Raw genomic sequence first — 11720 nt, 5'->3', positions numbered from 1 at the left:
CGCAGGTCGGACCCGTGACCGCGCGTCGATAAAGAAGCCTTCGGCCCGTGCGGTTAGGCTGTGTGCTGGCACTACAGAGGTGCTGGCACTGCAGAGGCCCAGCCGCGATCGTGGTCCTCTTTCGACCGGAGGGGTCGGAGCCCAAGTGTCAAGCACGCAGAGCGTGCCCCAATGCGAAGCCCATTCGAAGGAGAACCACACAGTGGCCAGTATTGAGCAGGTCGGAGCTCGCGAGATCCTTGATTCCCGTGGTAACCCCACGGTTGAGGTCGAGGTTCTGCTCGAAGACGGAAGTTTCGCCAGGGCTGCGGTGCCGTCCGGCGCTTCGACGGGTGAGCACGAAGCCGTCGAACTGCGCGACGGTGGCGCACGCTACGGCGGAAAGGGCGTCGAGAAGGCCGTGGAGGCTGTGCTCGGCGAGATCGCTCCTGCCATCATCGGCATCGACGCAACCGAGCAGCGCACGGTCGACCAGGCGCTGCTCGACGCGGACGGCACCCCGGACAAGTCGCGTCTCGGCGCAAACGCTCTGCTCGGTGCCTCGCTTGCCGTGGCTCGCGCCGCCGCCGAGTCCTCGGGCCTCGAGCTGTTCCGCTACGTCGGTGGCCCCAACGCTCACGTTCTCCCTGTCCCGATGATGAACATCCTCAACGGTGGCGCGCACGCAGACACCGGCGTCGACGTCCAGGAGTTCATGGTTGCTCCCATCGGCGCACCGAGCTTCAAGGAATCGCTGCGCTGGGGCGCCGAGGTCTACCACTCCCTGAAGTCGGTTCTCAAGGAGAAGGGCCTCTCCACCGGTCTCGGCGACGAAGGCGGATTCGCGCCCGACGTCGCAGGCACCAAGGAAGCACTCGACCTCATCACGATCGCCGTGAGCAAGACCGGCCTCAAGCTGGGTACCGACGTCGCGCTCGCTCTCGACGTCGCTGCCACCGAGTTCTACACCGACGGCACCGGCTACAAGTTCGAGGGCAAGAACCGCACCGCGGCCGAGATGGCGGCGTTCTACGCCGAGCTCATCGACGCCTACCCGCTCGTTTCCATCGAGGATCCGCTCGACGAAGACGACTGGGACGGCTGGGTCGCACTCACCGATCAGATCGGCAACAAGATCCAGCTCGTCGGCGACGACCTCTTCGTCACCAACCCCGAGCGCCTCGAAGAAGGCATCGTCAAGGGTGCGGCCAACGCACTCCTGGTGAAGGTCAACCAGATCGGCACCCTGACCGAGACCCTCGACGCCGTCGATCTCGCTCACCGCAACGGCTACAAGACGATGATGAGCCACCGTTCCGGCGAGACCGAGGACACCACCATCGCCGACCTCGCGGTTGCCGTCGGCAGCGGCCAGATCAAGACCGGTGCTCCGGCACGCAGCGAGCGCGTTGCCAAGTACAACCAGCTGCTGCGCATCGAGGAAAACCTCGGCGACGCAGCACGTTACGCCGGCGAGGTTGCGTTCCCGCGCTTCGCTTTCGAGGCCTGACGGAAATCTAAGATTCAGTAGTGTCTGCACAGCGCGGTAAGCCACGATCCCCCGGCGGAAGTCCGGGGGGTCGTGGTTCCCGTCGTGGGGACACACCGTCGCGTGCGCGTCGGGACAGTGCCCGACGCCCACGCGTGTCGGAACCTTCGGTAGATCCGGAAGCAGTCGATTCCGCTGTGACAGGCCCCGCGCAACCGGGGGTCTCCGCCGAGAAAGCGTCGGCGCGAGGGTCGAAGTCGGCCCGGGGGAAGAGCGGAACCAACAAGTTCTGGTCTCGGCTTCCGAAGTCGGACAACACCATTTTCGGCTTGTCCACCAGTCGGGCAGTTGTGCTCGCGATGGTTGTGCTCATGCTGGCGCTGACACTGGCAGTGCCGCTCCGTACTTACATCAGCCAGCGTTCGGATGCCGCGCAGGTGGCGGCCGAACGTCAGGTACTCGAGGAAGAGCTGCGAAAGCTGCAAGGGCAGAACGCGCGCTTCGACGACCCTGCGTACATCGAAGCTCTTGCACGAGAACGCCTTCGGTACGTCAAACCGGGCGAGACCCCGTTCCAGGTTCAGCTTCCCGGTGACTACAAGGAACCCGAGAAGAAGCAGGAAAAGGAAACACCGCTCACAGGCCCGTGGTATCGCGATCTGTGGCAAACGATTTCGGAACCGCCAGTGGTTCCCGAGACGACGACACCGGCCCCGATGCCGTTGGCGCCGATAGAGCCAGAAGAACAAGGAGTACCCACCGGGTGAGCAACACGTCCGAAAATTCCCCACAGGTTTCACAAGCGGATCTCGACGCCGTTGCCGCTCAATTGGGCCGTGAGCCACGCGGAGTGATCGAGATCGCGTACCGCAGCCCGGACGGTCAGCCGGGCGTGGTCAAGACCGCCCCCAAACTTCCGGACGGAACACCGTTCCCGACGTTGTACTACCTCACGGACCCGCGACTGACTGCCGAAGCGAGCCGTCAGGAATCCGCCGGCGTCATGCGTGAAATGACCGAACGCCTGACCCAGGATCCGGAACTTGCCGCGGCCTACCGACGGGCATACGAGTCGTACCTTGCCGAGCGGGACGCGATCGAATCTCTGGGAACCGACTTTGCCGGCGGTGGAATGCCGGATCGTGTCAAGTGCCTGCACGTGCTGATGGCACATTCGCTTGCCAAGGGGCCCGGCGTCAACCCGCTCGGTGACGAGTCCGTCGCGTTGGCCGGTCACGGAAAGCTGCGCGGCACTGCAATTCCCGCGGACTGGCCTGGCATCGACGATGCCGACAACACCGACCGGTGACTCGCCGTGTCGCCGCAGTCGATTGCGGTACCAACTCCATTCGACTGCTGATCGCGGACGTCGGCGCCGACGGTCGTCTGGTGGATGTCCGGCGCGAGATGCGCGTCGTGCGACTCGGTCAAGGTGTTGATGCGACAGGGACATTCGCGCCCGAGGCCATCGAACGCACCCGGGTCGCGCTGGTCGAGTACGCGTCGATGATCGCCGATGCCGGAGCAACCGCCGTTCGCATGGTCGCCACCTCGGCTACTCGCGACGCTGCGAATCGGGAAGAATTCTTCACGATGACGCGGGACGTGCTCGGCGCGGTGGTTCCCGGATCCGGAGCAGAGGTCATCACCGGCGACGAAGAGGCGCGCCTCTCGTTCAGCGGTGCTGTGGGAGAACTCGATCCGTCGGAGGGCCCCTTCGTGGTGGTCGATCTCGGCGGCGGATCCACCGAAGTTGTCCTCGGCGACACGTCGGGCGTCCAGGCTGCGTACTCCACCGACATCGGCTGTGTGCGCGTCACGGAGCGGTGCTTACCGTCGGATCCGCCTACAGCAGAGCAGGTTTCCGAGGCGACGGCTTTCGCGACCACGAAACTTGCCGAGGCGTTCGAGGCCGTACCCGTCGAGAAGGCGCACACGTGGGTGGGTGTCGCTGGAACCATGACGACGCTGGCCGCGATCGCGCAGGATCTTCCGGAGTACGACGCCGAGAAGGTGCACCTGTCGAGGATTTCGTTCAATCAACTGTTCGACGTGTGCGAGCGTCTCATTGCTATGCCTCGGGTTGATCGTGCTGCCTTCGGCCCGATGCATCCGGGGCGGGTGGACGTCATCGGCGGCGGAGCGATCATCACCACGGTGCTGGCTCAAGCGTTCGAAGCCAAAGCCGGGATCACCGAACTGGTTGTCAGCGAACACGACATACTCGACGGCATCGCGATGTCGGTAGCTCAGACCGACCCGATAGTCTGATCCCTGCCGCACCCGACCCGTCGGGTGCGGCAAGGCCCCCATAGCCCAATTGGCAGAGGCAACGGACTTAAAATCCGTCAAGTGTCGGTTCGAGTCCGACTGGGGGCACCACGTAGATCCTCCTGCACATTGAATCGAAAAACCCCGCTCGTCCTCTTCGGACGGGCGGGGTTTTCCGTGGAGCAGTGACTGACCACCACGTGGCTACTGAGCCCAGACGGTCGTCCCTGCAGGAGCATTCAGCGTGTTGACGAGATCGATGCCGGCTACGACAGCCGCGCCGCCGCCGCCGAGGATCGTTCCGGCGACACCGCCGATTCCGGCGCCTGTTGCGAGGCCACCCAGGCACAGTGCCGCGGCGACGGGGAGTCCGACGATGGTCAAGCCCAGCGGAGCGCCGACAGCGCAACCGATTCCGGCGCCGACGATGGTGCCGAGCAGGCTGCCGACCTGAGTGCCGAGTCCGAGTTGGCTCTGGAAGTGCGCAATCGCCCGATCATTCTCCTCGGGCGAGGCGACGGGCGTCCATTCCTTTGCCGCAGGCGCACTCTCGGGTCGAGGTGTTGCCTTCGCAGAATCGGTGATCGGTGTCAGCGTGAGGGTCTTACCGTCTTCACTGATCGTGCGATCGAAGGGGAACTGTAGATCCCCGAGGTTGTATGCGAGAGGCAGGGAAACAAGGTCGGCTCCCTTGCTGTCCTGCAAGACGACGGACTTGCCGTCGCCGGACACCTTGAACAGCCCGGCGTCGATGGTGGTGACGATCGACTTGTCGACGACCTTCGCTTCGTAATTCACGTCGGTCGACGGATCAGCTGATGCGATCCCTGTTGATGCTCCGACTGCAGCGACCGCTAGAGCAGTCACAGCCGCCTTCTTGAAGAAACCCATAGTTCAACCCCGTGTTCGCCTGCGTGTGCTCGCAGAAATTCGACAACTTCGGACATTGGTAAACCCCCGACAAAGCCTTCGTATTAAAGCAGACCGAAGTGACGGAAGGGATAGTTGCGCTCGGGCCGACCGGAAGCGGCCGGTGTAATCGAATGTGCAGCGTGCAGTAGCAAGTTGTCGAACATGTGTGCGAAAATGTGGAGATGCGGTTGACCGAGCAATCCCCGGACTGCTGCCCCAATGGACACCGGCTCACGGCGAACACATGCCTTGTCGGTTGGGAGGTCTGCGGGTGTGCCTCGGCGGAGAATGGCGGACACAGGACCCATTACTGCAGGCGATGTGGTGAAACTGTCCGGACGCCGGAGTGTGTCGGCGTGAATCCGCAGAAAAGTCGGTGGAGTTGAAGTGCTGTTACGTTGTGTTTCAAAGAGATTGGCGAGAGCCTCACCCGGCGGATCGGTGCCGGGTGAGGCTTGTGGATCAGGTAGGCGGCGCGACGGGTGCGTCGCTGCTTCCTCCCGAGCTCCCGCTCGACGAGCCGGTGCCGAACAGTAGGCCGAAGAAGCCGGAGATTGCGCCGAAGAAATCGAACATGGGCGAGCCTTTCGCGAGGACGAATGCGGTCACGACAAGTGGCCGACTTGTGGTGGTGTTCAGAGAAGTTCCGTCGACATTGACGGCAAAGGCGTCGGACGAAGGCCGACTGCCGGATGAAATGTACGATTCGCCCCGGTTTGATACAAGTCTTTCCCGAGTAACAGTTACTTGAGGCTTAAATTATCGGGGGTGCCTGCCTGATCTGGGGTGCCCTGCCTGCTTGGGTGGGGCAACCAGGCAGGGCAGTGGTTGGCCGTCCCTCTCAATACCGACCTACGGCGAACCATCGGCGTTGAAACTACCCACAGTTCGTGACGTGCGCCACTTACGTACCGGTACCTTCGTTAGCCGAGGTCGGACGTTGCGGCGAAGGCGGTCGTCGACGTCCCCGCGGGGACGTGGTTCATCGAGAAATCGCGGTCCCGATCAGGGTTGACGACGCTTGCCAACAGGAGCATGGCGGCGACAAAGAGAACTCCTGCGGCGAGGTAGGCGATTCTCACGGGCAGGCGCGGGCGTCGATCTGAATTCGTGGACATTCACGTTCTCCATCGGTGCATGTTGGACGAACGCCTAGTTTAACGATCAACTAATGAAAGGGTGCGAACAGTGACGCAAGATACGAAAAGGCCCTCGATCTCGGGGGAAATCGAGGGCCTTTCCGGTCGAACGTCGGCGCCGCCAAGCACATAGCGTCACCGACCCACTATCGGTGTCGAGCGTGACCCCTCATGTCCGACCCCACTTCTCGACACTATCCAGTAACTTGCGACATTGTGGATGATTCGGACATTGTCGTTCGGATGGGGGAGATCGCGTCCGCAGCCCCTACTTTCGTCCGGCAGCCCATTTCATTCCCCAGTTGTAGGCCCGATCGAGATCTGACTGACTGCCGTTGATGTACTGAACTTCGCGCGTCACCGTCACGCCTTGACCTGAACTTTGGATGAGCGCGATCGCGCACAGTCGCTCCTGGTTGCTCGCGGAGTCGAGTCGCACTTCCACCTCCGGCCCGTTGGTGGGATACAAGGTGACGACGCCGTCCACGGCCGCCCAGTTGGGAGCGCCGTCGTAGATCATCGCGAAGATCAGGATTCGCCGGAAAGCGCTTGGGTCACCAAGATTGACGTGCATGTTCTCGCCGCCGGTGTTCGCGCCACTGCGGTCGTCGCCGTCGAGGGAGATGTAGGGCGGAGAAGTCAGTGAACCGAAACTGTTACCCAAGGCCTGAACTACTCCCTTGGACCCGTCGGCAAGTTCGTAGAGGCATCCGAGGTCCAGGTCGACCGCACCAGAGCCTGCGCCGGCGAGCTTGGCGAGAAAACCGGTCTTCTTCGGTGGAGCCCCCTGTGACCAGTTGAGGTTCACGCGCATATTGCCTTGTCGTTCACCCGCCTTCGCGAGGTTGACCGTCGGCGCCGATTTGGTGAGCGTGATCTTGCTCAGGCTGACCGGTGCTTGCGACGGAGTGGACTCGCCGGAACGTCGGGTGTAGTCGATTGCCATCGTGATAGTCCTTGTCTGAACTCGAATGAGTCCGATCGTGTTACCCGTCGAGGAATCTCCACCGACGTGATCGGCGATCTCCGGCCATTGTCCCTCATGTCTGATTTCAACCGTGGGTATCAAACTCGCCGCACCAACTTCCGGCAGACCAGCAGTTTGCTGATTACTGTGTCTGTGGGCAGACCTGACTCCGAAATAGGTCGGACGTACTGGTTGACACCGCAGTGCCCAATTACGGGAGAATTGCTGAGTCGGACGTCCGATTCGATTGCGTCGTGGGAGCGGGAGGTAAGAGATGTCAGTCCTGTCTCTTCTTCAACCCCACCAGAGAGAAAGACTGACGCCCGCCCAGCGCGATGACGTCACTCGCGAGCAGATAGCCGTCACCTTCGGCGTGCTGCCATGGGCCGCTGCCGTCCACCTCGTCGTCACACTCGGGCTGACGTTGTATGTGATTCCGCCGGACAGCGGACTGTTACCAAGCCTGTGGCCATTTCTGTCCGGCGTGATCGGGTTGGTGGGGATGTGCGTGGGTCTCGCCATTCATTTCAACCTGATCACACCCACGTACCGGATGTCCTACGCGTTTCTCATCGTCGAATTTGCTGTAGTCGGGATCCTGTATTCCTCGCTCGCCCTGGTCCTGTACCCGATCCTGGACGATTCCGGCGATCTGATCCTGATAGCGGTCACCACATCGATCACCGGTGCCGGAGCCGTGGCCACCGCGATGTTGCGAGTGGTGGGGGTCACCTGGGTCCTGTCCAATCTGATAATCCTCGGGGTGGCATTCTGGCTTCAGCCGGGACCCGAGTTCGAACGAATTCTCATTGGAATGATCGCCTATGGCGCGGCTCTGATCGGCGGCACGATAGTGGTCTCGGGCAACCTGGAATCTCGCTATCGAGCTGAATTGAGCGCCGCGTCGGAACGATCGGTCGTGCAGATGCTTCTCGAAGACTTCGAAGGCAACGCCGGGGACTTCGTGTGGGAGACGGACCAGAAAGGCAAGTTCAACCGAATCCCGACGCGGCTCGCGGTCGAAGCGGGGCTGGACTCCACCGAGTTGCAGGGAACGGCGTGGCAGGACCTGTTCATGGAGTTGGGCACCCTACGGATCCCCGGCGGGATCGATGCGCTCATGGAGTTGCAGCAGGCCCGCCACACGAAGACCGCATTCGTCGACGTGCTCGTTCCGGTCCGAGTTCACGGTGAAATTCGGTGGTGGCAGATCTCCGGACGCCCGCGCCCCGGCCGTACACCCGACGAGTTCGTCTGGCGAGGAGTCGGTTCCGACGTCACGGAAGTAAAACTGCAGAGTGACGAGATCGTGCGGATGGGTCGTGTGGACGCACTCACCGGTATGCCGAACCGGCACAGCTTCTGGACCGAGCTCGAGCGACTGCTGCGCGAGCCGTACACAAGCGAAAGTGGTCTCGCGTTGGCCATGCTCGACCTCGACAACTTCAAGTCGGTCAACGACACACTGGGACACACCGTTGGCGACGCGGTTCTGCGAGAGGTCGCGGATCGCCTGTCCGAAGCCGGCGGGGTGTCACAGTTGTTCGCACGTCTGGGGGGAGACGAGTTCGCGGTTCTTTTCACCGATGTGGGTGACAGCTCACAAGTTCGTACTCTGCTCGGCCGCTACATCGAAACTCTGCACGAGCCGATCACAGTGGCCGGTACGCGGTTGGAGATCGGATGCAGCATCGGGTACTACCTCCCCGACGAGCTGCCGTCCTCCGCCGACGAGATGATGGGCGCTGCGGACCTGGCCTTGTTCGCGGCAAAGGAATCCGGGCGCGGGGCCGTACGTGAATATCGAGACTCGATGAAGTCCGTGGCCGATCGGCGGGCCCGCCTGCTCGAAGATCTGGGAAACACTGTCGCGGAGAAGGACCTCGAACTCGAGCTGTTGCCCAGGATCGACGTGGTTTCCCGCGAGATCGTGGCCGTGGAAGTCCGCGTGATCTGGCACAACGCCCGCCTCGGTGCCGTTACGTCCGCCGAATTCATGAGCGTCGCAGACGACACCGGTTTGGCGTACTCACTGGGGACTACCGTCTTCGAGTTGGCCTGCGAGGCGGCGTCCCGCCTTCCTGATCACCTGCGGGTAGCCGTCGCGGTATCGACGCGTCAGCTCGAATCGGATTCCTTTGTCGTCGCGATAGGGGATTCGCTTCGACGATCAGGTGTCAGTGCACATCAGCTCGAGCTCCAACTCAACGAATCATCGGCGATCACCGACGAGTCCAAGTTTGCGTTGCACGCCATCGCGGACATGGGAATCGCGCTGACCGTGGACGAGTTCGGCGCCGGATTCTCCTCGCTCGCATCACTGTCCGGCCTTCCGTTCACCCGAGTCCGGATAGAGCGCTCCATTTCGGGTGCAGTGCCTGGTGGACGGTCGATCCTCGAAGCTGTCGTGGATCTGGTCGACGCGTTGGGAATGGAGGTCGTCGTCTCGGGAGTCGACGGTGAGGAGGACTTGAAGTCCGTGGCCGCTGCAAGGGTGAGGACTGTTCAGGGATACATCGCCGGCGGAGCCATGTCGGTCGACGCGGTCGCAGCGGCGGTAGCAGGCCGACGTGGGTGACCCGGCAGTACTCCGTAGGCGTCGCGTCGGGACGTCGGTGCGCAAACTCGGTCGCAGCGGCACGGAACAACACCTCTCGGATTACGATCGCCGTCGCCTACTCGATCGACGACTGCGGTTCACCGCGCGCGTACTGCCGTGGTCGTTTCTGACCGCGGCGGTTGCCTTGTCAGCGATCGTGGTGCTTCTGCCGGTGGATGCCGGATGGTTCACCTTCGCCTGGTCGAGCGTCATGCTGTTGTCGAGCGCTGGATTCAGTGTGTATTGGCTCCGGCGCTCGCGTCTCGGCGTCTCCGAGTCCCAGACCACCGAACTGGTGGTACTCACAGTCGAAATCATTGTCTGGGGAGTGCTCCTGGCGTGCTTGGCTCTCGTTCTCTTCCCGATGCTCGATCCTCGTGACGAGTTGGTACTGAGCTCGACCTTGATCGGTGGGATCGCGGTCGGCGTGTTTCCCACCATGATGTTTCGCGGAATCACTGTGGTCTGGATCAGCCTGGTGGGAGTCGGGTTGGCCGGGGCGTTCTGGACGGAACCGGGCACATCGCGTTTCGTGCTGATCGGGGTGCTGGTCGTCTTTGTAGGTTCGCTCTACAGCGGAACTTTGCTGTTGGCCAAACTTTTCGAGAGACGGCTACGCGCCGAACTGATAGCCGAGGACGAACGAGATCTCGTCGAGTTGTTGCTCAACGATCTCGAAGACGGAGCACAGGATTGGCTCTGGGAGACCGATTCGCGCGGTATCGCCAGTACCGTGTCGTATCGCTTCGCCGAGCAGGTCGGTTTGCCGGCAGCACAGATTCGGGGCCGCACAATGCACGAGATCCTGATCGGGATCGGCGCGTCCCGAACAGATGTGGGCAGGAAGTCCCTTGATCTCCTCGCCGCGAATTTTCAAGCCGGGACGGCGTTTCGGGACCTCACCATGCAGGTCGTCGTTCGGGGCGATACTCGCTGGTGGTCGATGTCAGGTCACCCGGGCAGTGGCGATGGGGCGACCTACGGGTGGCGCGGTGTCGGATCCGATATCACGCACTCGTATCACCAGCGCCAGAACATCTTGCGATTGGCAGAGATCGATTCGTTGACCGGGCTCAGAAATCGGTACAGCTTCAACGCTCAACTGTCTTCGCGGATTCGGGACGGACACAGGGTGTGGCTGGCAATTCTGGATCTGGACAACTTCAAGTCGATCAACGACCGGTTGGGACACCACATCGGAGACGACGTGCTTCGCGATGTTGCCGGCAGACTGCACAGCGTTCTGCGATCGAACGAGATCTGTGGCCGACTGGGGGGTGACGAGTTCGCCATCGCCTTCGACGACCTAGCCTTCGACGACATCGGGAGTGCAGATGAGGTGGAGAAGAGATTCCAAACGATTCTCGACTCATTCGAACGACCATTTTCACTGGTCGGCAACCAGATTCGCATTCGTGCCAGTCTGGGGTACGGCTCGATGCCCGACGACGCCGACAGCCTCGAAGACCTGGTGATTGTCGCGGACCTCGCGCTTTACCACGCAAAGGAGAGCGGTCGGAACCAGATTCGCGCCTTCGATGCGACTTTGCGGGATCGTGCGACGGGTAGGGCCAGGGCATTGTTGGATCTTCGTCGTGCGTTGATCGACGAAGAGTTCGAGTTGGTCTATCAGCCACAGGTCTCGGCCGCGACGGGAGTTGTCGTCGGGTTCGAGGCTCTGCTGCGGTGGAACCATCCGACTTCAGGTCTCGTCTCGCCGGGAGACTTCATTTCGGTCGCCGAGGAAACCGGCTTGATCGTGCCGATCGGTGCAGGTGTTCTGAGGGCTGCCTGCACGGCGGCGACAACGTGGCCGGAGGACATTCGGGTTGCCGTCAATGTTTCTCAGGTGCAACTGCGTTCGAGTCGATACGTCGACTCGGTACGCCGGACACTGATCGAGGTGAACCTCCACCCCAGCCGACTCGAGATCGAGGTGACCGAATCGTTGGTCATCGACGACGCCGACCGAGATGTGTTGGTACAGCTCTCGGCGCTCGGCATCGCCATTGCGATGGACGACTTCGGCACAGGGTTCTCCTCGGTTGCCAGCTTGGCCCGGCTGCCGCTCGATCGGTTGAAGATCGATCGGGCGTTCGTCGCACCGCTGGACGCGGATCCCTCGAATTCGAGGTTCGCTGTCTTGCGAGCCGTCATCGCGATTGCCAAGTCTCTGGGGCTGGACACCGTCGCCGAGGGCGTGGAGACGGAGAGGCAGCGCGCGATAGTGACCGAGTGCGGATGTGACGTGATCCAGGGGTACCTCGAGGGAATGCCGATACGGGCAGCCGAGATTCCGCACTATTTGAATGGGCGACTCGGCGGTTCGAGCAGGTGGGGTGTCGCGGCTACCACTGAGTGAGA

The 11720-nt window shown here is 62.1% G+C and carries 10 protein-coding genes and 1 tRNA gene; 7 read left to right on the top strand and 4 right to left on the bottom strand.

Going from position 1 to position 11720, the window contains the following annotated elements; all coding sequences use genetic code 11:
* The first annotated feature begins 202 nt into the window (after positions 1-202).
* The 5 genes from eno (at position 203) to GN300_RS01805 (ending at position 3850) form a co-directional block, all read left to right on the top strand.
* Positions 203-1489 (top strand): phosphopyruvate hydratase, encoded by a 1287-nt coding sequence (eno, locus tag GN300_RS01825; protein WP_063316804.1) that lies wholly within the window; start codon positions 203-205, stop codon positions 1487-1489.
* A 20-nt stretch (positions 1490-1509) separates the two neighbouring features.
* Complete coding sequence (locus GN300_RS29870; RefSeq protein WP_075833969.1) at positions 1510-2235, top strand: septum formation initiator family protein; 726 nt, start codon at positions 1510-1512, stop codon at positions 2233-2235.
* A complete protein-coding gene (locus tag GN300_RS01815; protein ID WP_003946286.1) occupies positions 2232-2777 on the top strand; it encodes a DUF501 domain-containing protein in 546 nt (181 codons plus the stop codon). Before GN300_RS29870 ends, GN300_RS01815 begins: the two co-directional genes overlap by 4 nt.
* The gene (locus tag GN300_RS01810) at positions 2774-3739 is read left to right on the top strand and encodes a Ppx/GppA phosphatase family protein (protein WP_063316806.1); all 966 of its coding nucleotides are present in this window, start codon (positions 2774-2776) and stop codon (positions 3737-3739) included. The genes GN300_RS01815 and GN300_RS01810 overlap by 4 nt, the downstream gene beginning before the upstream one ends.
* Positions 3740-3773: 34 nt before the next feature.
* A tRNA-Leu gene (locus tag GN300_RS01805) sits at positions 3774-3850 on the top strand.
* A gap of 93 nt (positions 3851-3943) precedes the next feature.
* Here GN300_RS01805 and GN300_RS01800 read toward each other — a convergent pair.
* From GN300_RS01800 to GN300_RS01785, 4 genes are all read right to left on the bottom strand, one after another.
* Positions 3944-4630 (bottom strand): hypothetical protein, encoded by a 687-nt coding sequence (locus tag GN300_RS01800; protein ID WP_007728826.1) that lies wholly within the window; start codon positions 4628-4630, stop codon positions 3944-3946.
* Positions 4631-5113: 483 nt separating this feature from the next.
* The gene (locus tag GN300_RS01795) at positions 5114-5260 is read right to left on the bottom strand and encodes a hypothetical protein (RefSeq protein ID WP_166502511.1); all 147 of its coding nucleotides are present in this window, start codon (positions 5258-5260) and stop codon (positions 5114-5116) included.
* A gap of 314 nt (positions 5261-5574) precedes the next feature.
* Positions 5575-5769 (bottom strand): hypothetical protein, encoded by a 195-nt coding sequence (locus GN300_RS01790; RefSeq protein ID WP_007728824.1) that lies wholly within the window; start codon positions 5767-5769, stop codon positions 5575-5577.
* Positions 5770-6058: 289 nt separating this feature from the next.
* A complete protein-coding gene (locus GN300_RS01785) occupies positions 6059-6736 on the bottom strand; it encodes a tellurium resistance protein TerA (protein ID WP_007728823.1) in 678 nt (225 codons plus the stop codon).
* Positions 6737-7031: 295 nt separating this feature from the next.
* Here GN300_RS01785 and GN300_RS01780 point away from each other — a divergent pair, with 295 nt between their 5' ends.
* Together GN300_RS01780 and GN300_RS29865 are read left to right on the top strand one after the other, a co-directional pair.
* A complete protein-coding gene (locus GN300_RS01780; RefSeq protein WP_233405558.1) occupies positions 7032-9335 on the top strand; it encodes a bifunctional diguanylate cyclase/phosphodiesterase in 2304 nt (767 codons plus the stop codon).
* Positions 9328-11718, top strand: a complete 2391-nt coding sequence (locus GN300_RS29865) for a bifunctional diguanylate cyclase/phosphodiesterase (RefSeq protein ID WP_007728817.1) — start codon at positions 9328-9330, stop codon at positions 11716-11718. The genes GN300_RS01780 and GN300_RS29865 overlap by 8 nt, the downstream gene beginning before the upstream one ends.
* Positions 11719-11720: the final 2 nt, after the last annotated feature.

This window comes from Rhodococcus sp. Ni2 (genome assembly GCF_021352185.1).
Classification (GTDB): Bacteria; Actinomycetota; Actinomycetes; order Mycobacteriales; family Mycobacteriaceae; genus Rhodococcus_F; species Rhodococcus_F qingshengii.
This window is presented reverse-complemented; position numbering and strand designations above follow the sequence as displayed.

What these genes read in the sequence shown, in the direction of transcription:
- GN300_RS01785 (WP_007728823.1), bottom strand. Translation starts at nt 6,736, where the DNA reads ATGGCAATCGACTACACCCGACGTTCCGGCGAGTCCACTCCGTCGCAA.
- GN300_RS01780 (WP_233405558.1), top strand. Translation starts at nt 7,032, where the DNA reads ATGTCAGTCCTGTCTCTTCTTCAACCCCACCAGAGAGAAAGACTGACG.
- GN300_RS01800 (WP_007728826.1), bottom strand. Translation starts at nt 4,630, where the DNA reads ATGGGTTTCTTCAAGAAGGCGGCTGTGACTGCTCTAGCGGTCGCTGCA.
- GN300_RS01790 (WP_007728824.1), bottom strand. Translation starts at nt 5,769, where the DNA reads ATGTCCACGAATTCAGATCGACGCCCGCGCCTGCCCGTGAGAATCGCC.